This window comes from Caballeronia sp. BCC1704 (assembly GCF_902833455.1).
Lineage (GTDB): Bacteria > Pseudomonadota > Gammaproteobacteria > Burkholderiales > Burkholderiaceae > Caballeronia.
The window spans coordinates 982099-1005530 of record NZ_CADFFT010000002.1; the positions used below are offsets into that span (position 1 = coordinate 982099).

The window sequence follows — 23432 nt, forward strand, 5'->3', positions numbered from 1 at the left end:
GCCGTATCTTCAAGCCGTCTCAGCGCGAACCGTTAGAGCGAAAGCAGCCGGCGCGCCTCCTTTGCGCTCGCCACCGGACGCCCGTACTCCGCGCACAACGACGCCACGCGGCTCACCAGTTGCGCGTTGCTTTTCGCGAGCGTGTCTTTGTCCCAGCGGACGTTGTCTTCGAGACCAGTCCGGCAGTGGCCGCCCATCTGTAGCGTCCAATGATTCACTTCGAGCTGATGCCGCCCGATGCCCGCCGCGACCCACGTTGCGTCGGGCAAATGCTTCTTCAGTTGCTCGACTTCGAATTCGAGAATCTCGCGCCGCGCGGGCAGTGCGTTTTTCACGCCCAGCACGAACTGGACGTGGACCGGCCTCTTGAGCAAGCCTTGATTCACCAGATCGACCGTGCTGTACAGCATCGCCAGATCGAAGACTTCGATCTCCGGCTTCACGTTGTGATCGAGCATGAGTTGCGCCAGCGAGCGCACGAAGTCGGGCGGATTCTCATACACGATCGTCGGAAAGTTCACGGAACCGGTGGCAAGCGACGCCATGTCCGGCTTCAGGTCCAGCATCGCGCCGCGCTGCTCGAACGATCGTCCGCGGCCGCCCGTCGAGAACTGAATGATGATGTCCGGGCAATGCTTGCGGATGCCGTCCTGTAGTTCTTCGAAGCGATGCCGGTCCGAACTCGACCGCTCTTCTTCGTCGCGCACATGCAGGTGCACGAGCGTCGCGCCGGCTTCGTACGCCTCGTGGGTGCTTTCGATCTGCTCGGCAATCGTGATGGGGACCGCCGGGTTGTCCTTCTTGCGCGGCACCGACCCCGTAATGGCGACGGAAATGATGCACGGTTCGTTGGTAGTGGCTTGCGTCACGCTTGTCTCCTGTCCGGGGTAGCCCCGATTTCGCCGCGAAAACGTCTAACGCCGCCCGGCCGCGTCGGCAAGCAGCTTGCCGAGCTGTTCGTCCGTCTGCGCCGGCATGATGTCGAGCGTGAACAGATCGGACCATTCGTACGCCCATCGCGCGACCGGCTCGATGTCGTCGCTCTCCGCCACGCCGAAGCCGCGTATCGACCCGATGCCGTGCCAGCGCCCGAGCAATCGGACACCCTCCGGCGGCGCGCCGGCGTTCTGAAGAAACCGCTCCGCTGCCCGCTCGCGGACTTCGGGCAGCGCGGTCCAACTGACGATGAACAACATGGCTAGGCCCTCCTTCTGACGATTGCCACGCGACGAACATCATGCGCCGACGTGGTTCATTCAGTATAGAGGCCGTGGATGCGTCATCGCAGGCTTGAGCGCAAGCATCGGTCCCGCGTCCGCGCGTTCGCATGGCGCGGGCGAAATGCACTATGCTCATTGCATCGCGGTCAACGCACGACAACCATCGGCGCGGCCACGACCGGCTGCGCATACAAGACGCGCACGGGCGGCGCGTAGACGCGCACCGGCGCGCTCACGACCACGACTGGCGGTTTCGGCGGCGGCGGAGGCGGCGCGATAACCGCAACCGGCGGCGCGACCGGCACGGCGACGACCGTGCGTGCGGGCACGTAGTAGTAAGGCGGGGCGGGCGGCGCGTAGTAGTAGACCGGACGCGGCGGCGGCGAATAGACCACGGCCGGCGCGACGTAGGAGACCTGAACGGCCGTTCCCGCCGACGCGCTCTGCGTGCAGGTCAACGTGAAAGCGGCGGCAGCGGAAAGACTGAGCAGACGGATGTTCATCGTGATGTCCTTTCGTATCGATGGTTTGAATCGCTGAAGGCGCGACCCGAGCAACGATAGCCAAAGGAGAAACGAAAGCGTTAGCGGCAACTTGTGTCGCCGTATGTCGGCGCGGCGCATGACTGCGGACCACGACATATCTCGACATGATTCGTAGCACCGCTGTCATTGCCTTCGATGCACGCCTCAATAAAAATCTCTGTCACCGATTACTTCGCTTGCATCTCGACAAGGAGAACGTCGTGCAGAAGATTGCCGCTTCAATTGCTTCATTGGCCACATGCCTCGCCCTTCTTTCCGCTCCCGCGTTCGCGCAGACCGCGACGCAGCCGATGGGTGTCTCGCCGCGCGTCGAACGCGGCATGCAGATGCTGCAAACGCGCTTCGCGCAAGCGAACGTCACGCATGACGGCAAGCTCACGCGCGATCAGGCATCCACCGGCATGCCGATGGTCGCGAAGCACTTCGACGAGATCGACGCGCAGAAAAACGGCTACGTGACGCTGCCGCAGATCGAAGCCTTCATGCGCGAGCACGCCGCGCAACGCTGACCGGGGCCATGTCATGGAAACCGCGCCGAAGATCATCGTGCTCGATGACGAAGCCGAACTGCGCAACATGCTTCAGCGGTTTCTCACGTCGCAAGGGTTCGAGGTGCGCGTCGTGGAAAACGGCAAGCGCCTCGACCGTTATCTTCAGCGCGAACCGTACGACCTGCTCGTGCTCGACTGGATGATGGAACCAGAAGACGGCCTGTCCGTGTGCCGCCGCTTGCGCGCCGAAGGCCATACGCTGCCCATCCTCATGCTCACGGCAAAGGGCGATCCCGTCGACAAAGTGGTCGGACTCGAAACCGGCGCGGACGACTATCTGGCCAAGCCGTTCCTGCCGCAAGAACTCGTCGCCCGCGTGCGCGCGCTGCTGCGCCGGCAGAAAATCGCAGCAGGCGATCCGACGCTGACCACGCAAGTCATTCGCTTCGGCGACTTCCGGCTGGATCTCGGCAAGCAACGCCTGTTTCGCGGCGGCGAACCGTTCGAGATGCACTCGGCGCAGATGCAGTTGCTCAACGCGCTCGGATCGTCGCCGAATCGCGCGGTGAGCCGCGATAACCTCATCGCCCGAACGCGCGGCCGGGAGCACGACGCGCTCGACCGCAGCATCGACGTGCAGGTGCTGCGCCTGCGCCAACTGATCGAAGACGACCCGGCCAAGCCGCGCTTCATCAAGACCGTGTGGGGCGTCGGCTATATGCTGCTCGCGGATATCGAGCCGTGAGCCTCGCGCCGCGCTCGCTTTTCGCGCGCAACGTGCTGCTGCTCGTCGCGCTCGTCGCGGTGAGTCAGGTCTGCGCGCTCGCCGTGCTCCTGCACTTCATTCAGACGCCGCGCATCGAGCGGGCCGCCGCGACGTTCGCCAGTTACATCGAGACGCTCGATACGGTGCTGCGCGACATGCCGGCCGCCACCTCACGTCTCGACGCCCGCGCGGATTTGCCCGCGAACGCCAACGCGGAGCCGCCGCGCTCGTGGCTGCGCTTTTATCGGACGTATCAGCGCGATACGTTCGTCGCAAGCCTGCGCCGTCATCTGCCCGCCGACATGCCCGTGCGCTGGCAAGGCGCCGAAACATCCGCCGATGCGCAGCAGCGCTTGTGGATTCGCGTGCACATCGCAGGTGAGCCGCGCTGGATCGCGCTTCCCGTGCCGGAAGCCGCGCATGACGACGGGCTGACCACGACGCTTTTGCTGTCGCTCGGGCTCGGCGCCCTCGCCATCGCGACGGCGTACGCGATTCAGCGCCACCTGAACCGCCCGCTTGCCGATCTCGCCGATGCCGCGCGGCGCTTGTCCGCGGGCGGCGAGCCGGGCGTGTTGCCGACCGACGGCCCGACCGAGATCGCGCAAGTGAGCGCCGCGTTCAATCGCATGACAGCGGCGCTCGCCGAAGCCGAAGCCACGCGCGCGCTGATGCTCGCCGGCATCTCGCACGACATCCGCACGCCGATGACCAAGCTGCGCCTCGCCATGGCGATGTCCTCGGTGCCGTCGGTGGACGCATCGTTCGCGGCATCGGCGGAAAGCTATCTAGACCAGATCGACACCATCCTCCAGCAGTTCATGGACTACGCGGGCAGCGGCGCGAAAGAATCGCCCGTCGTCGGCGACATCAATGCGCTGGTCGCGAATCTCGCTGCGGATTTCGCGGGCCTCGGCCACGAGTTCGCGCTGTCGCTCGGGGACATACCGCCGTTCGCGTTCCGTCCCATCGGCATGATGCGCATGCTGATGAATCTGATGCAGAACGCGGTGCTGTACGGCGTCGTCGGGCTCGGCGTGCGCACGTGGATGGACGAAAAGACGCGCAGTGTCTGCATCGTCGTGGAAGATCGCGGCAAGGGACTCGGCACGCAGGATGCCGAGTCGCTCAAGCAGCCTTTCAAGCGCGGCGGCGGCGAAGGCCAGCCGAAGGGCACGGGCCTCGGGCTCGCCATTGTGGAGCGCATCGCGCGGCTGCACGGCGGCACGCTCGAACTACGTCCACGCGAAGGCGGCGGCGCACAAGCGCGGATCGTCTTGCCGCTGGCGAATGCCGTTGCCAATTGATGCATTCCCGTTACGCGTGGCGTAGACCATACTGGATGCGTGGAACTTGCAGGAGAACGGGCATGGTCAGCGCCAACGATTCCGACGACGCGCGTCGGCCCGCCGCCCTGCATGTGCACTTCGCGGACACCGACGGCATTGCGTTTCCGACTCGCTCCGTCGTTCGCGGCGATGCGCTCTACTGCGCCGCCGAGCCGCTTCGGAGCCTCTATACGGTGCAGTCGGGCAGCTTCAAGAGCGTGGCCGTCTACCTCCCCGCCGCCGACGACACCGCCCCGCGCACCCAGGTCACCGCTTTTCATTTGGCAGACGAAACGCTCGGGCTCGACGGCATCTGCACCGGCTGTCATCAGAGCGATGCCGTCGCGCTGGAAGACAGCGTCGTGCGCATCATGCCGGTCGGCATTCTCGAACCGTTGTGCCGCGAATATGCGCGGATGCAGCACGCGCTGCTCGCCATCATGAGCGTGGAAATCGTGCGCGCGGCACGGCTCGCTGTGATGCTCGGCACGTTGCCGGCGCGCGAACGCGTCGGCGCATTCCTGCTCGATTTGTCGTCACGACTCGCGCCGGACGATTGCGCCGACATGTTGTTGCCCATGACACGCGCCGATATCGCGAGCCACCTCGGACTGGAACTGGAAACGGTGAGCCGCGCGTTGTCGAAGCTGCAACGCGAGCACGCCATCGAACTCACCGGGCGGCATTTGCATATTGTCGACCGGGCGCGGCTCGCGCACGTCTGACGATCGTTCGTTATGCCGTCTATCTTTCGCGAAGGCCCGATCCCGGGCGCAAACCGGACGCGGTGGTGCACGGCGCACTCGTCTGGCGCTCGTCTGCCAAGCCATATCCACGCGATGATGACGGTTGTCGTCAAAGCGTCAACGGCTGGGACTATGCTTGAAGCACGCGCGCGAGCGTTTCACGACATCGGCACCGGACTTGCTTTTCATCGCTCGTGAACCCAATGTCTCGCGCATAGTCGAACCCGATTCGAAGCTCCAGCGACGCAACTCACAACACGCCGCTAACGCAGTCAGCGTCCGCCCCGTCGAAACTCGTTTCATGGAGGATGTCATGCGTATTACCGTCAAGCTGGATGGTTTCGAGGGCGCGCCACCCGCCGCCTACGCCATCCTGTGGCTCGACAAGGAAACTCGCCGCTGGTCCCGCGAAGGCCATCAGTCGGTGGATGTGCCGGACTGGGGCGGGCTCGGTTCCGCGGCGGACGGCACGCTGATCTGCCATCCGCATGCGCAGCAGCCCGTTTGCAAGCTGGAAGAACTCGATGTGGAAGCGCCCGGCGGCCCGCCCGAAGGCGTCGCTGGGCGCGTGCTGTGGTATGCGGAGGGCGCGTCGAACCCACGCGTCGGCCGCTGGCATGTGCAGTGCGTCGACCGCGCGCAGATCAAGGCCGAGCACAGCGTATTCGCGGGCGACGAATATTTCTGACGCGGCGCACGCGCTGTCGGCTGAAGCGTCAGGCGTGGTCTTCGGGCATCGGCATCAAGAGGACCGCGAATGACGTGACGCCGATCAGAACGGCGAGCGCGCCGTAATCGAGCGCGGCCTGCCTGTCGAAGACAAGGCCGTGCAACGCGACCATGATGCCCGCGAGCGCCACGAAAACCGCGATCGCCGCCGCGACGATGCGCGCTTCGGCTTTGACCATCGCTTATCTCCACGCCGCCTCGTGCGGCTTCTTCATTCTTATGATGGTCGTTTGCGGCGAGCCGCATTTGACCTGAATCAAGTCGTCCGTTGCGCGATCTGGTGTTTTCCCTTGCCCCATTTCGGACACGTATATTGGTAGTATCAGGAGCCGGCCGCTCGTATTAAAACGGCGGCAAACGGCGCACTGCCGCGTGAAGGCGACGGTCATCGAATCGCGCCCGCGCTTGTCCGAATGAACCTGGGAGGCAAGATGAATCAATCAAAATTCAGCGATCCGTTCAGCCAGTTTGCCGCCATGTTCCAGCAGTATCAGCTACCAGGGTTCGACGTCACCGCCATCATGGAATCGCGGCGCAAGGACGTCGAGGCGCTCGCGGCGACCAATCGCGTCGCGTTCGGCGGCATCGAGGCGTTGCGCGACAAGCAGCTCGAAATCCTGCGCCGCACGCTGGGCGATCTGGAGTCCATCGCGAAGCAGATCGCGTCGTCGTCGGGCAAGCCGCCGTTCAATGCGAACGAGGTCGTGCAGCGCGCGCTGCACAACGCGCTCGCCGACATGCAGGACATCGCGCGCACCACGCAGCAGACGCAGGCCGAAGCCTATGCGCTCGTGAGCAAGCGCATGGAGGAAGCGTTGCAGGAACTCAAGGCCGCGGTCGAGAAGCCGCAAAGCTAACGCTCACTTCTTCGGCTGGGTCGTGATCTGAACGATATCGACGGCCACGCGCTCGCGACCGTAACGGGCCGCGAGCGCCGCAAGCCGCTTGTCGACCGCGCGCAGATACTCGGGCTTCGCCTCGCTGTCGGGGCGCGGGGCGTCGAAGAGCGGCGCGGGCGCGACCGTGAGCACGATCATCTCGGCGCCGAACGGCTTGCCGACCACCCAATCACCCATGCTGCCGAGCGTCGCGGTGTAGCCGGGCGGCGCCTGGTTGTCGCGAGCATGTGCGTTCGGCAGCAGATGCACGACGCTGCCGTCGAGCATGAAGTAATCCACATTCACGTACGAATCGAAGCCGGGAGTCATCAGCTCGACGATCAGCGGATCGCCTTCGGTCAGCCGCGTCTGATTGGACCGCGTATGCACGGACGCGGGCCGGCCAGACTGCCGGTTGGTCGTCCAGTACGGACCGAGGACCTTGAGCAGATCGCACTTGTCGTCGGCGACCGGCTGCACACCGAAGTTCGTCGTCCTGACGCCCGGCACGCGCCCGAGCGCGCCCTTCAACTGCGTCAGGCCGTATTGCTCCGACACGAACCCTTGCACGTCCACGGTCTGGTCGTGAACCGACGCAACGAGCGCCGAGCACGGCACGCTCGCAAGGACCGGCGTGACGGCGGCCATCGTGAGCGTCGGCGTCGTGGCGGCGGGAATAGCGGGCGTGATCGCGGGCTTTTCGGGCGTCGGCATGGGTGTCGGCGGAGCGACCGCGACGGCAGGCGGCGCATTCCCGCCCTTCTTGTGCGCGACGACGTAATACGCTGCTCCTCCGATCAGCGCGAGCGCGACCGCGCCGATCACGGCTTTCGGCAAGTGCGCGGGCTTCGCCTTCGGTGATCGCGACGCGGCCGGCGGCTCCTCGCTGATTTCATCGAGAAACTGCGCGACAGTCGGCGTGCGCGCTTCGCGCTCGAACGCAAGCGCCGCCTTGAGCGCCTTCCATTGCTTGTTGCCGAGTTGCTCGGGACGCTGCGGCTTCATGCCGGCGCTCTTGGCTTGCGTCGCCGGAACACGGTCGAACGGATGCTTGCCGGTCAATAGCTCATAGGTGATGCAGGCGAGCGCGTAGATATCGTCGCGCGGGTCGGGCTCGCGATGTTCAAGCATTTCCGGGCTCGCGTACGCGGGCGTGAGCGCGCCGAGGCTGCCGGGATCGAACACGGTGGCTTCGCTTTCCTCGTCCGGGCGCTGGATCGCCCGAGCGATGCCGAAGTCGATGACCTTCACTTCCGACGCGTCGGTCACGAACACGTTCGCGGGCTTGAAGTCGCAATGCACGAAGCCGCGTTCGTGCGCGTAGGCAAGCGCGGTCGCCATGCCCTTGAAGAGCGGAAAGACCTGCGAGAACGGCATGCCCTTATAGTTCGGCGTCCGAAGCATTCTAGACAGCGGCTGGCCGGAGAGATACTCCATCGTCAGATAGACAATGGCGTTGTCGCGGTCGAAGTCGTAGACCGTGACGATATTGCGGTGCGCGAGCTGCTGCGCCTTGCGGGCTTCGCGTTGCAGCGCGATCAGCGACTTCGGGTTGCCGCGAAACTGCAGATTCAGCACCTTGATGGCGACATACGGCCGCCTGTCCGACGCCTCCAGCTTGCGAAGATCGAGCGCCTTATAGACGGTGCCCATCCCGCCTATGCCGAGACACTCTTCGAGTACGAAGCGATTATTGAGCGTGTCCCCGACGCCCTTCACCTGTTCCGTGTCCGCGAGCACTTGCGTCGCCTGGCCCGATGTCGCGCCGCTCGGGTCGCTGCCCGCGCCCGGGGCGTTGGTCACGCGCGGCGGCAACGGAGGCGGAAAGTCGGGCGGCGCGCGCATGCGCGTTTCGTCACGGCCCGGCTCGAACGCGGTGCCGGGTTCGCCTTCGAAGCGCGTGCGCGCCGTATGCTCGATGCGGCGGCGGATGGCGGCATAGATATCCGGCGGCAGCGGATTGGCCGCGTGGGCTTCGTCGAGGATCTGCATGAGCCGCGCGGGCGGGCTGCGCTCGGCGGCCAGTGCGCCGTCGACCCCCGCAAAGAACGCGTCGCGCGACCCGCCTTCGCCCCGGTATGCGCGAAGCGATTCTTGAAAGCTAGTCATCTGTGCGACGCGTTGCGGCTCCGGATGAACGTGGTCGGCCGGCCATGCACTTGTCGTAACAAACGCCGGTGGATCGTTCGATACTAGCCTTCGTATCCGGCTTAAGCAAATGGCGTTTTATCGGATGCGCGGCATCGCGCACATGTCTTTCGCAGACCGACACAATTCATTCGGCTGTTGGGTTCGGCGCGGCATTGAAGAGCCTTCGCCTCTTCGTCTCATGCCCGGCTCATCGACGCGTGAATCTCGCAAAAGCCCATGAAACAAGGCACTTCCAGCGTTTTCTGCCGCGACACACAGCGCTTGGCACACCCTATGCGTTGAACTGGCCCGAGCAGACATGTTGCTCGAATCCGCAACCGAACGCGCCATGCGCACCCAAGGAGAACCGCTATGAAGACGCTGACCATCAAAGACCTGCCTATCGCCGAACAACTCGATCGCCGCGCGATGTCCGCCGTGCGAGGCGGCATGGGCTACTTCGTGCCGAGCTTCGACTTCTCGAAGACGTCGCTCTCGTTCAACACGCAGCAAATGGTGCAGCAAGAGCAGAATACGTCGAGCCAGAACGGCGTGAACGTCGCGTTCGCAAGCGACATCGATGCCAAGATCAAGCCGGTTCAGACCGCCAGCAACTCGAGCAACATCAACATCGGCGGCGGTCTGGGCATGCTGCGCGCCTGACCTACGAATCTCTTCGCGAGGAGCACCATCATGTCGTCCATCGTCGTACGGGACTTGTCCCACAGCAAGGAGCTGGACTGCCGCGCGATGTCCGCCGTTTCCGGCGGGCAAGCCTACGGTCCGTATGCGAACGTCAACGTGAACGTCGGCATTCTGCAGAACATCTCGCAGTTGCAGAACGTGAACGTCAACACGCTCAATGACGTCGGCGTAATCGGCGCGAACTTCGGCGCGCCGTCCATCAACGTGGATCCGAAGCAGTTCGCGCGTCTGAACGCGGCAGTGTTCTGATGCGCCAAATGCATCGCTAACGGCAAGCGCCCCCAAGAGCGTCGGCGGCGAAAGGCTTCGGCCTTTCGTCGCCCGTTGGCTTTTGTTAGACGCAACCACGCGCCCGGTTGTTTTTATACTCAATGGGACGCGGCACTCATCAAGGAGAAGCAGTCATGGCTGTCATCAAGATCAGGGACCTCGCCGACAGCGTCGAGCTGGACCGGCAAGCGATGGCCAGCATCGCCGGTGGCGCGCGCGAGCGCATGCGTTCGTCGTTTCGCATTCTGCATGCAAACCCGCAGCGCGTGGTCGATTACCCCGGCGTGCCCGTGAAAGACGTGCCCGTGCAGCAGCCGGGGCCGTTCGTTCACAAGCTGGTATCGAAGTGATTCAGAGCGATCAGTCGGGAACCGCCATCTGACGCGCGGAAGACGTGCTCAACGACCGCGCGCTTCGCTTGACGAGGGCAAGACGCACGCGCTCGCGCATGGGCGCGTCGGCGTCGCCGAAAACATGCGTCCTGCCCGCGATCACCGCGCCGACCGGCACACCATCCAGATAGAGCACGCGGTTGCCCGCCAGAGCCGGCACTTTGTCGCCCGGAAGCAGCGTTCCGGCGAAGTTCAGCGGATCCACCGCGCTCAACGCGACGAACGCGCCCTCCTTCGGCCGCCTGCGCATCTCGCGCAAAAGCGGCACGGCCTCGGGCAGCGCGAACTGCTCGCCCGCGAGTCCCGCCACGAAGCGCCCGCCGCGTATCTCGCCGCGCGCCTCGAGCCGGTGATAGACGCGCAGCAGTTCGCGCCACGGCGGCAACCATTGCGCCTCGCGTTCGAGCAGTCGCCAGAACACGACGCCGTAGCGCCGAAGCAAGGTGAGCGCGACGTGCTCGGCATCGCCGCCGTCATGATCGGGGCTTGCGCGATGCAGCAGCGCCCAGCGGCCTGCATCGTCCATTCCGCCGATGAAAAGCCCGCCGCCCGGCCTGCGCGTGCGCCGCGATATCGCGTTGCGCTTGGCGGCGGGCGCGAGCAACGCGCGCAGGCCCGCGAAGCTGTCGGCGTTTACGAGACCGAGCGCGACGAGTTCGCCGAGCGCGTCCTCCAGTTCGGTGCGCAGCATGCGCGTGTCGGCGAGCAGTTCGTCGAAGAACATCGCGCCGTGCGCCGACAGTGCATCGAAGACGCGCTCGGCACGGGACGACAGCGTAGGCGCTTCGTCCGGGCGCATCAGCGCATTCCACGCCGCGAGGGCGCGTCGCGGCAGCAGGACGATCGGCGTGCCGCGCACGGGACCGCCCGCAGCGCGCATGCGTCCCGCCGGACGCGACCACGTGATCTTGCCCGCGCGGCAAATCTCGTCGAGCCACATGCCGGAATAATCCGCGATGCGCGCGGGCAGGATCTCGTCCTCCCACGCGACGGCGGGCGCCTCGAAGCCTTCGAGCTGTTCGAGCACGGCGAGCAACGCGTCGCGACCCTCGCCACGCGCATCGGGCGCGACGCGCTGCCACTCGAACAGGAAGCGCATGAAGTCCTGCCGCTCGACCGGCTCAATCTCGCGACGCAGCCGCCGCACCGTATAGCGATGAATGCGCGCGAGCAGATGGCGCTCGCACCATTGCTCATCGACGCCAGATGTGTCCGATGCGTTCGGCGTGAAATGGCCGCGCATCACATAGCCTTCGGATTCGAGGCGCGTCAACGCGACCGCGACGGACGACGCCGGCAGCGCCAGCGGCCGCGCGATCTCCGCCAAGGTCAGCGGGCCGAAGCCCGACAGCCGCGCGCGCACGATTTCCACGAGCGCGTCGTCGGCGGTCCACACCGCGTCGAAGCCGGGCGGCGGCGTCAGGCGCGGGTGCATCGGCGCGCGTTCGTAGACGGCGCGCAGCAGCGACAGGCGCTCGACGGGCGTCCACAAGCCGTCGTGCTCGGCAATCTGCAAGCGCGTCGCGCGGCCGGCGCGGGCCAGCGCGTCGAGCCATGCGGGCCAGCCGTCGCTCGCGGCGGCTTCGGCGTCCGTCACCGCGGCGAGACTCGTCAGCGCCTCGTGCATTTCGTCGGCGCTCGTGACGGTGGGCCACGCTTCGGCCCGCACGCTCGCGATGGCGTCGGCATCGAGCGCGCCGAGATCGTCCGTCGAGTGCGGATCGGTCCAGCGACGCGCGAGCACGGCCTGCGTGCGGCGTTCTTCGAGCGGGGCGTCGTCGAGGAAGGCATACGGCCGCGCCGACAGAATCTCGGCGGCGAGCGGCGATGGCGCAGGCAAGTCGCGCGTGACGAGCCGCACGTCGCCCGCCTCGATGCGCCGCAGGAGCGCGAGCCACGCGTCGCTGTCCATTGCATCGTGCATGCAATCGTCGATGGTCTGCTGGACGAGCGGATGCGCCGGCACGTCGCGCTCGCCGACGACGTTTTCCGCGCACGCGACCTGGTCCGGAAACACGGCCGCGAGCAGATCCTCGCTCTTCATCCGCTGCAATTGCGGCGCGACCTTGCGCCCGCCCGCGTAACGCGGCAGCGCGAGCGCGTTGGTCGCGTTCCACCGCCAGCGCACGCCGAAAAGCGGCGCGTCGAGCAGCGCCTGAATCAGCACATGCTCGGCGGTGGCCGATTTCAGATAGCGCCACACGTCGTCGAGCATGAAGCTATGGCTACCGGTCAGCGACAGCACGATCGCGTCCTCGGTCGCCGCCGCCTGTAGCTCGAAGTTGAACGTGCGGCAGAACCGCTTGCGCAGGGCGAGTCCCCACGCGCGATTCACGCGGCTGCCGAACGGCGCGTGAATGACGAGTTGCGTGCCACCGGATTCGTCGAAGAACCGCTCCATGACGAGCGTGTCCTGCGTCGGCAGAACCGAGAGCGCCGCGCGCGAGCGGGCCAGATACTCGACGATTTGCCGAGCCGCTTCCGTGCCGATGCCCGTTTCGTCGGCAAGCCAGCGGACCGTGGCATCGACGCGCGTTTCGGCATCTTGCATCTTGCATGCAGCATCCAGCGTGCAAGAGACCGCGGGCGCAATCTCGCCCGATGCGAGGCGCGCATCGACGTCCGCGCGCAATCGCGAGATCGCGAACGAAAGCTCATCGCTGCGGCCCGGCGCTTCACCGAGCCAGAACGGAATGTTCGGCGGCTGGCCGTTGGCATTCTCGACGCGCACGCGCCCGCCTTCCGCGCGCAAGATGCGGTACGACGTATTCCCGAGCTGGAAGATGTCGCCGGCAAGGCTTTCGACGGCAAAGTCCTCGTTGACCGTGCCGACCTGCAAGCCTTGCGGCTCAAGCAACACGGCGAAATCCGCGTTATCGGGAATCGCCCCGCCCGACGTCACGGCGGTCAGCTTGCCGCCGCGCCGGCCGCGCAGCGTGCGGCTGACCGCATCGCGATGCACGTAAGCGGCGCGCACGCCTTGGCGCCCCGTGTAGCCTTCGGCGAGCGTGCGCAGCACGGCGTCGTAGCGCGAGCGGTCCAGCGTCGCGTACGGATACGCGCGGCGGATACGCTCGAAGAGCGCATCCTCGCCCCACTCGCGGCACGCGACCTCGGCGGTGATCTGCTGCGCGAGGACGTCGAGCGGCGCGCGAGGAACCGTGAGGGCGTCGAGCTCGCCGCGCCGCACGCAGTCGACGAGCGCGGCGCATTCGATGAGGTCATCGCGCGAAGTCGGAAAAAGCCGGCCTTTCGGCACGCCGCCGACATGGTGCCCCGAGCGCCCGACGCGCTGCAGAAATGCGCCGATGGACCCGGGTGAACCGATCTGGCATACAAGATCCACGTCGCCGATATCGATGCCCAGTTCCAGCGAAGCGGTGGCGATCAGCACGCGCAGTTCACCGCGCTTCAGACGCTGTTCCGCGTCGAGCCGATGCTCCCGCGCAAGGCTGCCGTGATGCGCCGCGACGGCCTCCTTGCCGAGCCGGTCCGTCAGATGCCGCGCCGCGCGCTCGGCCATGCGCCGCGTATTCACGAAGACGAGCGTCGTGCGATGCTGCGCGGACAACTCCGCGAGCCGGTCGTAGACACGCTCCCACATGTCGTTGGACATGATCGCTTCGAGCGGCATCGGCGGCAGTTCGAGCGCGAGATCGCGTGCGCGCGCGTGCCCCACGTCGACGATGTCGCATGAACGGCCTTCCCCCGCGAGAAACTTCGCGACGAGCTCGATGGGCTTCTGAGTCGCCGAGAGCCCGACGCGAACGGGCGCCGCCGCGCCGCGCTCCTCGCACAGTGCATCGAGCCGCTCAAGACTCAGGCTCAGATGCGATCCGCGCTTGCCGCCCGCCACGGCGTGTATTTCGTCGACAATCACAGTGCGCGTGGTCGACAACATGCCGCGGCCGGAGTCGGACGAAAGCAGCACGTAGAGCGATTCCGGCGTCGTCACGAGGATATGCGGCGGGCGCTTCTTCACCGCGTTGCGCTCCTGCTGGGTGGTGTCGCCCGTGCGCACGGCAGCGCGGATCTCCGGCGCGGCCGCGCCCATCTCCCGCAATTCGCGCGCGATGCCGGCGAGCGGCTCTTCGAGGTTCACCCGGATGTCGTTCGACAGAGCCTTGAGCGGCGAGACATAGACGACGCGCGTCTCGTCGGGCAACACGCCGCCGCCCGCGATGCCGTCGCGCACGAGCTCATCGAGCGCGGCGAGAAAGGCGGTGAGCGTCTTGCCCGAACCAGTGGGCGCTGCGACGAGCGTGGAGCGGCGGGCATGAATGAGCGGCCACGCGCGCGCCTGCGCGGCGGTCGGCGCTGCAAAGTGCGCGCGGAACCAGCTGACGACAGCGGGATGAAAGCCCGCGAGAGCGTCGCCGGGCGATGTGGAGTCGGCGGTCATCGACACATTCTAGGGGTGGTTGCGAAACCGCGTTTTGCATTCTGCATGCCGTTTTCGGACAGATCCCAATCGACCGGGCGTTGATTGCGGCCATCCTACGGCCGTCCCGGCGCGCCTTCCGCCGCTTCCCCTTCTTTTGCATATTGCATTCATGATCGTCATCAGCCTGCTTTCCGACCACGCGCCCGGCGCGCTCGCCAATCATCGCCGGTATGCTCGCGCTCACGGTTACCGCCACGTTGAGATCGACATGTCGGAGCTGTCCGGCAGCAGCGCGCACGTGCTCTGGATGTTCAAGTACGAAACGCTGCTGCAATGGCTGAACCAGGCGGAACCCGGCGCCATCATCATGCTGTTGACGCAGAACGCCGCGATCATCGGCGCCATGCCCTTGCCCGAGTTACTCGAAGGCCGCGACTGGCTTCTTACCTGCGAGGACTCGCCGTATCCGCAGACCGATATTCAGGTGTGGCGTAACACCGAAGACGTTCGCCGTAAGCTGTATAAGCTGGTGACGCATTGCCGGTTCAGCGTCGAGCTTCCCGCGAAAGAAGGCATGCTGCTGTGTGATTTCGATGCGCTTCCTTTTCCCACCATCATCGGCGGGGTTCATGCGTCCCTGCCCGCTGCGGTCGCGCTCGAAAGCGTGTGGGCGAAGTGGCCCGCTTTCTCGGTATGCATCCGCGAAGAGCCGCAGCATCGGCGGTTTCGCACGGCGCTGTTCGCGCATATCAACGCATGCACGGCGCGGGGCTCGCCGTTCCTGTCCTTCTTCGGCGCAGACACGGACCAAACGTGCGCACAAAGCGTTTATCAGCCCGGCCAGCCCATCGCCGTGGTCACGCTCTATACGCCGAACGTCGCTCGCTACGGGCGCATTGCAGAGGCCAATTTCAGGCGCTATTGCGCGCGTCATGGCTATACGCTGTATGTTCATCGCGAGATTCCCGCGCATCTGAACGACGGCAACACAGCGGGCAACTGGCTCAAGCCCGCTCTCTTGCGCGAATATCTGCCGCATCACGAATGGGTCTTCTGGGTCGATGCCGACGTGCTGTTCAACGACATGAATCGCCCCCTCCAATCCATCATGCAGGGACAAGACGCGGTGTTCGCCCGCGACGTCGGCACCTGGACGTTCAACTCCGGCATCATGGGCTTTCGCCGCACGCAAACCAACTACGACGCGTTCCATCACATTCTGCATGCGTGCGCGCAACTTGACGACAAATCGAGTGTCTATGCGAATAAGGGCGATCAGCACTTCTTCATTCGCGAATACGAACGGCATGGGGACTTCGACGCGACGCGCATCGCGTCTTTCATCGAGTGGAATACGCCCTGGATCTACCGGCGTCCCGAGAGCTTCATGGTGCATTACATCGGCGTATGGGAAGACAATAAAGCCTTGCTAATGGATTACGATCTCGCGCAGTCCGCCATGCAATGAACCGCGCCTGCGGTTTGTCAAAACTTCGTCGCGAGAACACAAGTATGATGTTGCGCGACGCTTCCATATTCTTCTCGCTTCTCAGGGGCGCGCTCGATACGCCCCTGAAATTCACTGCGATCCATCACACGACTCCGACCTAGCCGAATCACTCGCATCAAGCCGCAAGCCGACGCTCGACCCGAACTTTCACCGCAAGGAGAAGCAATTGAACGACGACGTCCAAGGCAAGACCGCGACGCACACCCCTCTCGCTCCCGACGTGCTGCGTAATATCGACGCCTATTGGCGCGCCTGCAATTACCTCTCGGTCGGCATGATCTACCTGCGCGCCAATCCGTTGCTGCGCGAACCGCTCAAGCCCGATCACATCAAGCGACGTCTGCTCGGCCACTGGGGCTCCGACCCTGGGCAGTCGTTCGTGTGGGTGCATCTGAACCGCCTCATCAAGCGCGACGATATCAACGTCATGTTCGTCTCCGGACCCGGCCACGGCGCGCCCGCGACGCTCGCGAACTCGTATCTCGAAGGACATTACTCGGAGATCTATCCGGACCGAAGCCCTGACGAGCGCGGCATGTTGCGGCTCTTTCGCGCGTTCTCGTCGCCGGGCGGCATCGGCTCGCATTGCACGCCGGAAACGCCGGGTTCCATTCACGAAGGCGGCGAACTCGGCTACAGCCTGTCGCATTCTTTCGGCGCGGCCTTCGACAATCCCGACCTAATCGTTGCGACGATGGTCGGCGATGGCGAAGCGGAAACCGGTCCTCTCGCGACCTCGTGGCATTCGAACAAGTTTCTCAATCCCGCGACCGACGGCGCGGTGCTGCCGATTCTCCATCTGAACGGCTATAAGATCGCCAATCCGACCATCCTCGCGCGCATACCGCACGACGAACTCGAAGCGTTGTTCACGGGCTATGGCTACGCGCCGTATTTCGTCGAAGGCGATGACCCCGAGACGATGCATCAGTTGATGGCCGCGACGCTGGAACGCTGCATCGGCGACATTCGCGCGATACAGCAGCGCGCCCGCGAAAATCCTGCCGATGTGACGCGTCCCCGCTGGCCGATGATCGTGCTGCGCTCGCCGAAAGGCTGGACAGGTCCGAAGGAAGTGAATGGTCACAAGGTCGAAGGCTTCTGGCGTTCGCATCAGGTGCCCGTGCTCGATCCGGCGACGAACTACAAGAGTCTTGCTGTGCTCGAAGACTGGATGCGAAGCTACAAGCCGGAAGAACTCTTTGATGAAGACGGACGCCTCGTCGAGAGCCTGCGCGAACTGGCGCCGGTGGGCGGCCGGCGTATCAGCGCAAATCCGCACGCAAACGGCGGCTTGCTGCGGCAAGCGCTCGATATGCCGGATATCCGCGATTACGCCTTCGAAGTCGAGAGCGCGGCAAGCGTCTATCATTCGCCGACGATGGTCCTCGCAACCTTTCTGCGCGATGTGATTCGTCGCAACATGCAGAGTTTCCGTCTTTTCGGCCCGGACGAAACGGCAAGCAACAAGCTCGACGGCGTGTATGAAGCATCGGGCAAACGCTGGCTCGCGCAAATAAAGCCCGAAGACGCCGACGGCAGCGCGCTCGCAACGGATGGCCGCGTGATGGAGATGCTTTCCGAGCACACGCTCGAAGGCTGGTTCGAAGGCTACGTATTGACGGGGCGTCACGGCCTCTTCGCGACGTACGAAGCGTTCGTGCATGTTATCGATTCGATGTTCAATCAGCACGCGAAATGGCTGGAAAAAGCGAAGAAGGAGCTCTCGTGGCGCGCGCCTGTGCCGTCCATCAATCTGCTCATCACGTCGCTTGTCTGGCGTCAGGACCATAACGGCTTCACGCATCAAGACCCGGGCTTTCTCGACGTCGTCACCAACAAGAGCCCGGAGGTCGTGCGTATCTATCTGCCGCCGGATGCGAACTGCCTCCTGAGCGTGGCGGATCATTGCCTGCGCTCGCACGACTATGTGAACGTGATCGTCGCGGACAAGCAACCGCACTTGCAGTACCTCAACATGCAGGACGCGATGGTGCATTGCGCGAAAGGCATCGGCATATGGAACTGGGCATCGACCGATCAGAATCACGAACCGGATGTGGTCATTGCATCGGCAGGCGATATCGCGACCATGGAAGCGCTTGCCGCCGTCGAGATTCTCAAGACGCAATGCCCTGACCTGAAGATCCGCTTCGTCAATGTGGTGGATCTGTTCAGACTGATGCCCGACACCGATCATCCGCACGGCTTGTCGAATCGCGATTTCGATTCGCTTTTTACGCGCGACAAGCCCGTGATCTTCAACTTCCATTCGTATGCGTCGCTCGTGCACAAGCTCACGTACAACCGCACGAATCACGACAACATGCACGTGCACGGGTACCGCGAACGCGGCAACATCAATACGCCGTTCGAACTCGCCATCATTAACGGCGTCGATCGCTACAGCCTCGCTATCGATGTGATCGACCGCGTGCCGGGTCTTTCGAGCACGGCGGCGCATACGAAGGAAATGCTCAAGAATCAGATCATCGAGAGCATTCGCTATGCGCACGAGGAAGGCATCGATCGGGACGAGATCCGCGAATGGACGTGGAAGGGTTGATGCGATGACACAGGGCATCGTGGTGTTGAATAGCGGTTCGTCGTCGCTGAAGTTCGGCGTGTTCGTGCCACGCGGTAACGACGAACAGGCATGGCTCACGGGCAGCGCGAAAGGCATCGGGCGCGAGAATGGATCGCTTTCCATGCGCTCGGCGGATGGCAGCATCGATATCTCGCAGGATCATCTGATGGAGTCGCAACACGACGCATTGCAGCGCGTCGCCGATGCCCTTCGCGAGCACTTGCACGAGCCGCTTGCGGCGGTGGGGCATCGCGTCGTGCACGGCGGCCCGCGTGTGCGCGCGCATTGCGAACTGACGCCGGAAGTCAAGCAGCGCCTCAGCGAAGCGGTTGCGTTCGCGCCGCTGCATCTGCCGCAGTCGCTTGCGCTGATCGACGAAGCGCAACGCATCTTTTCCGGCATGCCGCATTTTGCATGCTTCGATACGGTGTTCCATCGCACGATGCCGGAACGTGCGACGCGCTTCGCGTTACCGCGTGACTATGCGGAACGCGGCGTCGTGCGTTATGGATTTCACGGGCTGTCCTATGAGTACATCGTGAGCACGCTGGGCGACGCGGTGCCCTCGCGCGTCGTGATCGCTCATCTGGGGTCCGGCGCGAGTCTTTGCGCGCTGAAAAACGGCCGTTCCGTCGATACGTCGATGGGCATGACGCCGACAGGCGGCATCCCGATGGCGACGCGCAGCGGCGATATCGACCCGGGCGTGATGATTCATCTGCTGCGCAACGAATCGCTCGACGCCGACGCGTTGGAAGCGCTCGTCAATCGTTCGAGCGGCCTCAAGGCGCTGTCGAATTCCGACGACGACATGCAGACCCTCCTCGCCCGCCGCGATAAGGGCGATGCAGACGCGGCGCTCGCGATCGACGTGTTCTGTGACGCGATCCGAAAGACCATCGGCGCGTATGCGGCCGTGCTCGGCGGGCTCGACCTGATCGTGTTCAGCGGCGGCATTGGCGAGCACAGCGAGGCGATTCGCGCGCAGATACTCGAAGGACTGGCGTTCCTGGATGCGCCGCATCGCGTCGTGCCTACCGATGAGGAAACGCAGATCTCGCGTCATTGCCGGCGCTTGCTTGCCGGCTGATTCGATAGTCGTTGCATGCTGCGCGCTGCATCTTGCATGCTGCATGCAAGATGCGAAACGCCCGGCAGCAGCGATGCTCGCCGGGCGCTCGCCGTACCGCTTAAGCCTCAACGCGCACTTGCGGCATGGTCTCGCTGCCGCAACGCCTCCGGCAAGCCGAACAGCAACAACAGCGCACAGACGACGCTCATCGCGCCGATTGCATACAGCGCGGGCGTCGTGCTGCCGGTGACATCGCGAATACGGCCGACCATCACCGGGCTCACGATTCCGCCCAGCTGCCCAAGTGTGTTAATGAGCGCGATGCCGCCCGCCGCGCCGGCGCCCGTCAGCAGCTTCGGCGGCAATGCCCAGAATGCGGGAATCGAAGCGATGACGCCCGCGCCCATCACGCCGAGCGCGACGATCAAGAACGTCGTCTGCTGGTCGAATGCGCCTGCCGCGAAGAAACCCGCCGCCGCCATCAAGAGCAGCGCGCAGACGAACTTGCGGCGCTCGCCGGATGTGTCGGACATGCGCCCCACGACGACCATGCACACCGCTCCGCAGATATAGGGAACCGCCGTCAACAAGCCGATGATCGTCGGATTATGCGTACCCGCCGCGCGGATCAGATGCGGCGCCCAGAAGTTGAGGCCGTACGACGCGATCTGGATCAGAAAGTAGATGAGGCCGAGCATCAGAAAGCCGGGTGTCCGGATTGCGCCGAGGAGCGAATGACCCGTCGTCGTCGCCTGACTTTGCGTCGCGATCTGGCTCTTGAGCGTGCTCTTCTCCGCGCTGGTGAGCCACGCGGCATCGTCGATGCGGTCCTTCAACACCTTGAGCACCAGCACGCCCAGCAGCACGCAAGGCAAGCCGCCGAGCAGAAAGAGCCAATGCCATCCCGCGATGCCGAGCACGCCGTTCATATGCCCGAGCACAAGGCCCGACAATGGCGCGCCGACGAGCCCCGAGAACGCGGATGCGAGAAACAGCAAGGACGTGATACGCCCGCGATAGCTCGCCGGAAACCACAAGGTCAGGTAGTACAGCACGCCGGGCGCGAAGCCGGCTTCCATTGCGCCGATGACGAAGCGCAGCGCATAGAACTGCCATTCGGTCTGCACGAAGACCATGAGCGCGGTCGCGATTCCCCACGAAATCATGATGCGCGCGATCCAGCGCCTCGCCCCGACCTTGTACAGCAGCAAATTGCTCGGCACCTCGAATAGGACGTAACCGATCACAAAGAGGCTTGCGCCCAGACCGTAGGCGGTATCGGAAAAGCCGAGCGTGCTTTGCAGCTGAAACTTCGCGAAGCTGATGTTGATGCGGTCGAAGAACGCGAACAGATAACACAGCATGATGAGCGGCATGAGCCGCCATGCCACTTTGCGAACGATGTCGCTCGTATTCCGCAATGCCTGCGGCTTGTCCGCGGCGGATACGCTTAGGTCGCTCATGATTGTCTCCTTGTTTGTCCGTCCGTGATCGGAATTGTTATCGGACCGGCTGCTTCAAATGGCTCACTGTGATGGGGTACTCAATCGGGCACGGGATGCAGGTCGCTATTGCGCCCCGCCTTCGCCACTTGCCCTGGCACCTCATGGCCGACGAGCGCAGGCAGCGTGCGGGACAGCGCGATCAGTCTCTCCAGATCGATGCCCGTCGGAATGCCCATCTCGTCGCACATGTTCACGAGGTCTTCCGTGCAGATGTTGCCGGACGCACCGGGGGCGAACGGGCAACCGCCCAGCCCGCCTAACGCGGCATCGAAGCGTCGCGCGCCGGCGTCGTATGCGGCCAGCACGTTAGCGAGTCCCAGACCGCGGGTGTTATGGAAGTGCAGCGTCAACGCGGCAGCCGGAACATGTTCGAGCACGCGCGATACGACGCGCTCGACCTGACGAGGATTCGCCATTCCCGTCGTATCCGCCAGCGTGATTCCTTCGACGCCCATCTCGCGATAGCTGCGGACAATTGACACGACGCGGTCTTCATCGATGCGGCCTTCGAAAGGACAGCCGAACGCCGTGGCCACCGTGCCATTCAGACGCACATTCGTTGTCCGAACTATCTCCGCGAAGCCTTCGAGCGATGCTTCGCAGCTCATGCGCATATTGGCGCGATTATGCGTCTGGCTTGCCGACATCACGAGGTTCAGTTCATCGGCTCGTGCCGCGACCGCGCGCTGCGCGCCCTTCACGTTCGGCACCAGCGCGACGTACACCACGCCCGGCGCGCGTCGGATGCCGTGGAAGACCGCATCGCCGTCGCGCAGCGCGGGAATCGCCTTGGGCGAGACGAAGGAGCCTGCCTCGATGCGCGTGAAGCCGCACGCCGACAGCCCGTCGATCAGCGCGATCTTGTCTGCGGTCTCGACCCATTTCGCTTCGATTTGCAAGCCGTCGCGCGGCGCGACTTCCTGCACGATCAACTGTTCGCTGTAATCGCGCGTCATTGGATGGCTCCTTCGGCGCGCAGCCGTTGCACGTCGCTTTCGTCGAAGCCGAGAGAAGCGAGCACGCCTGCCGTGTGCTCGCCGAGAGCCGGGCCCTGCCAGCGCACTTCGCCCGGCGAGTCGGAGAGCTTCGGCACGATGCCCGGCATCTTCACCGATACGCCGCCCGGCAAGCTCGCCTGCAACAGCATGTCGCGCGCCTGATAGTGCGCGTCGCCGATGATGTCAGCGACGGAATAGATGCGGCCGGACGGCACGTCCGCGTCTTCGAGCGCGGCCAGCACGTCGTTCATCGCGTGATGCGATGTCCACGCGCCGATTGCTTCATCGAGCATCGCGCTGTGGCGCACGCGGCCATCGTTATGTGCGAGCGCGAGATCGTCGGCGAGATCCGGGCGGCCGATGACCTGCATCAGGCGCTTGTAGATGGGATCGCTGTTGCCCGCAATCACCACGAAGCCGCCGTCTTCCGTGCGGTACGTGTTCGACGGCGCGATACCCGGCAACGCACCGCCGCTACGCTCGCGCACGTGTCCGAGCAAGTCGTACTCGGGAACCAGGCTTTCCATCAGATTGAACACGCTTTCGACGAGCGATACATCGACGACCTGTCCGTCGCCTTGCCCCGTCTTCACGCGCAGCAGCGACATCAACGCGCCGATCACGCCATGAAGCGACGCGAGCGAATCGCCCAGACTAATGCCGACGCGCGCCGGCGTGCCGTCCGCGTCGCCGGTTGTATACCGAATGCCACCCATCGCCTCGCCGATCGCGCCGAAGCCCGGACGATCGCGGTATGGACCTGTCTGTCCATAGCCGGAGATGCGAACCATCGTGAGTTTCGGGTTTATTGCATGCAAAACGTCCCAGCCGAGCCCGAGTTTTTCGAGCGCGCCGGGCCGCATGTTTTCGATGACGATGTCCGCATCGACGGCCAGACGCTTGATGACGTCCGCCCCGTCGGGCGACTTGAGATTCACGCAAACGGACTTCTTGTTGCGCGACTGGAGATACCACCAGAGCGACGTGCCCTCGTGAAGTTTTCGCCATTTGCGAAGCGGATCCCCGCCATTGGGCGCCTCGATTTTGATGACTTCTGCGCCGAACTCGGCCAGCATGCGCGCGGCAAACGGTGCGGCAATCAGCGTGCCGATCTCGATGACGCGAATGCCCGTAAGCGGTCCGCTCATGTTGCTTGTCTCCGTGAATGTATCGTTG

At 64.4% G+C, this 23432-nt stretch carries 21 protein-coding genes; 12 read left to right on the forward strand and 9 right to left on the reverse strand.

The window, feature by feature from the left end:
• Positions 1–32: 32 nt before the first annotated feature.
• The 3 genes from HWX53_RS14175 to HWX53_RS14185 all read right to left on the reverse strand — a co-directional run bounded on the left by HWX53_RS14175 (position 33) and on the right by HWX53_RS14185 (position 1723).
• A complete protein-coding gene (locus HWX53_RS14175; protein WP_175941799.1) occupies positions 33–869 on the reverse strand; it encodes a 3-keto-5-aminohexanoate cleavage protein in 837 nt (278 codons plus the stop codon).
• A gap of 45 nt (positions 870–914) precedes the next feature.
• The gene (locus HWX53_RS14180; protein WP_175941801.1) at positions 915–1196 is read right to left on the reverse strand and encodes a DUF3303 family protein; all 282 of its coding nucleotides are present in this window, start codon (positions 1194–1196) and stop codon (positions 915–917) included.
• 170 nt (positions 1197–1366) lie between these two features.
• Positions 1367–1723 (reverse strand): hypothetical protein, encoded by a 357-nt coding sequence (locus HWX53_RS14185; RefSeq protein WP_175941803.1) that lies wholly within the window; start codon positions 1721–1723, stop codon positions 1367–1369.
• 251 nt (positions 1724–1974) lie between these two features.
• On the opposite strand from HWX53_RS14185, the gene HWX53_RS14190 reads away from it, so the two are divergent.
• From HWX53_RS14190 to HWX53_RS14210, 5 genes are all read left to right on the forward strand, one after another.
• Positions 1975–2274 carry an EF-hand domain-containing protein gene (locus tag HWX53_RS14190; RefSeq protein WP_175942446.1) on the forward strand — a complete coding sequence of 100 codons (300 nt, stop codon included), beginning with the start codon at positions 1975–1977 and terminating at the stop codon, positions 2272–2274.
• A gap of 13 nt (positions 2275–2287) precedes the next feature.
• Positions 2288–3001: a response regulator gene (locus HWX53_RS14195; RefSeq protein WP_175941805.1), complete on the forward strand. Its 714-nt coding sequence runs from the start codon at positions 2288–2290 to the stop codon at positions 2999–3001.
• Positions 2998–4329 carry an ATP-binding protein gene (locus HWX53_RS14200; RefSeq protein ID WP_175941807.1) on the forward strand — a complete coding sequence of 444 codons (1332 nt, stop codon included), beginning with the start codon at positions 2998–3000 and terminating at the stop codon, positions 4327–4329. Before HWX53_RS14195 ends, HWX53_RS14200 begins: the two co-directional genes overlap by 4 nt.
• Before the next feature lie 62 nt (positions 4330–4391).
• Positions 4392–5075 (forward strand): helix-turn-helix domain-containing protein, encoded by a 684-nt coding sequence (locus tag HWX53_RS14205; protein ID WP_175941809.1) that lies wholly within the window; start codon positions 4392–4394, stop codon positions 5073–5075.
• Between the two features lie 334 nt (positions 5076–5409).
• Positions 5410–5784, forward strand: coding sequence for a DUF3564 family protein (locus tag HWX53_RS14210; RefSeq protein ID WP_175941811.1), 375 nt, complete (start codon positions 5410–5412; stop codon positions 5782–5784).
• 28 nt (positions 5785–5812) lie between these two features.
• Here HWX53_RS14210 and HWX53_RS14215 read toward each other — a convergent pair whose 3' ends face one another.
• A complete protein-coding gene (locus HWX53_RS14215) occupies positions 5813–6004 on the reverse strand; it encodes a DUF2964 family protein (protein WP_175941813.1) in 192 nt (63 codons plus the stop codon).
• Between the two features lie 252 nt (positions 6005–6256).
• On the opposite strand from HWX53_RS14215, the gene HWX53_RS14220 reads away from it, so the two are divergent.
• Positions 6257–6682, forward strand: coding sequence for a phasin family protein (locus HWX53_RS14220; protein ID WP_175941815.1), 426 nt, complete (start codon positions 6257–6259; stop codon positions 6680–6682).
• A gap of 3 nt (positions 6683–6685) precedes the next feature.
• Here the strand turns inward: HWX53_RS14220 and HWX53_RS14225 are convergent, their stop codons facing one another.
• Positions 6686–8812, reverse strand: a complete 2127-nt coding sequence (locus HWX53_RS14225) for a serine/threonine-protein kinase (RefSeq protein WP_175941817.1) — start codon at positions 8810–8812, stop codon at positions 6686–6688.
• Between the two features lie 393 nt (positions 8813–9205).
• On the opposite strand from HWX53_RS14225, the gene HWX53_RS14230 reads away from it, so the two are divergent.
• The 3 genes from HWX53_RS14230 (at position 9206) to HWX53_RS14240 (ending at position 10158) form a co-directional block, all read left to right on the forward strand.
• Complete coding sequence (locus tag HWX53_RS14230; RefSeq protein WP_175941819.1) at positions 9206–9496, forward strand: hypothetical protein; 291 nt, start codon at positions 9206–9208, stop codon at positions 9494–9496.
• A 30-nt stretch (positions 9497–9526) separates the two neighbouring features.
• Positions 9527–9787: a hypothetical protein gene (locus HWX53_RS14235; protein ID WP_175941821.1), complete on the forward strand. Its 261-nt coding sequence runs from the start codon at positions 9527–9529 to the stop codon at positions 9785–9787.
• A 155-nt stretch (positions 9788–9942) separates the two neighbouring features.
• A complete protein-coding gene (locus tag HWX53_RS14240) occupies positions 9943–10158 on the forward strand; it encodes a hypothetical protein (protein ID WP_175941823.1) in 216 nt (71 codons plus the stop codon).
• 10 nt (positions 10159–10168) lie between these two features.
• On the opposite strand, the gene HWX53_RS14245 is transcribed toward HWX53_RS14240, so the two are convergent.
• The gene (locus tag HWX53_RS14245; protein WP_175941825.1) at positions 10169–14602 is read right to left on the reverse strand and encodes a DEAD/DEAH box helicase; all 4434 of its coding nucleotides are present in this window, start codon (positions 14600–14602) and stop codon (positions 10169–10171) included.
• A gap of 151 nt (positions 14603–14753) precedes the next feature.
• Here HWX53_RS14245 and HWX53_RS14250 point away from each other — a divergent pair, with 151 nt between their 5' ends.
• From HWX53_RS14250 to HWX53_RS14260, 3 genes are all read left to right on the forward strand, one after another.
• Positions 14754–16052 carry a hypothetical protein gene (locus HWX53_RS14250; RefSeq protein ID WP_175941827.1) on the forward strand — a complete coding sequence of 433 codons (1299 nt, stop codon included), beginning with the start codon at positions 14754–14756 and terminating at the stop codon, positions 16050–16052.
• Between the two features lie 208 nt (positions 16053–16260).
• Positions 16261–18660, forward strand: coding sequence for a phosphoketolase family protein (locus tag HWX53_RS14255; RefSeq protein WP_175941829.1), 2400 nt, complete (start codon positions 16261–16263; stop codon positions 18658–18660).
• A 4-nt stretch (positions 18661–18664) separates the two neighbouring features.
• Positions 18665–19771: an acetate/propionate family kinase gene (locus HWX53_RS14260; protein WP_175941831.1), complete on the forward strand. Its 1107-nt coding sequence runs from the start codon at positions 18665–18667 to the stop codon at positions 19769–19771.
• Between the two features lie 107 nt (positions 19772–19878).
• Here HWX53_RS14260 and HWX53_RS14265 read toward each other — a convergent pair whose 3' ends face one another.
• From HWX53_RS14265 to HWX53_RS14275, 3 genes are all read right to left on the reverse strand, one after another.
• The gene (locus HWX53_RS14265) at positions 19879–21216 is read right to left on the reverse strand and encodes an MFS transporter (RefSeq protein ID WP_175941833.1); all 1338 of its coding nucleotides are present in this window, start codon (positions 21214–21216) and stop codon (positions 19879–19881) included.
• Positions 21217–21296: 80 nt separating this feature from the next.
• A complete protein-coding gene (locus tag HWX53_RS14270; RefSeq protein WP_175941835.1) occupies positions 21297–22214 on the reverse strand; it encodes a hydroxymethylglutaryl-CoA lyase in 918 nt (305 codons plus the stop codon).
• Complete coding sequence (locus tag HWX53_RS14275) at positions 22211–23404, reverse strand: CaiB/BaiF CoA-transferase family protein (protein WP_175941837.1); 1194 nt, start codon at positions 23402–23404, stop codon at positions 22211–22213. The genes HWX53_RS14270 and HWX53_RS14275 overlap by 4 nt, the downstream gene beginning before the upstream one ends.
• Positions 23405–23432 lie beyond the last annotated feature (28 nt).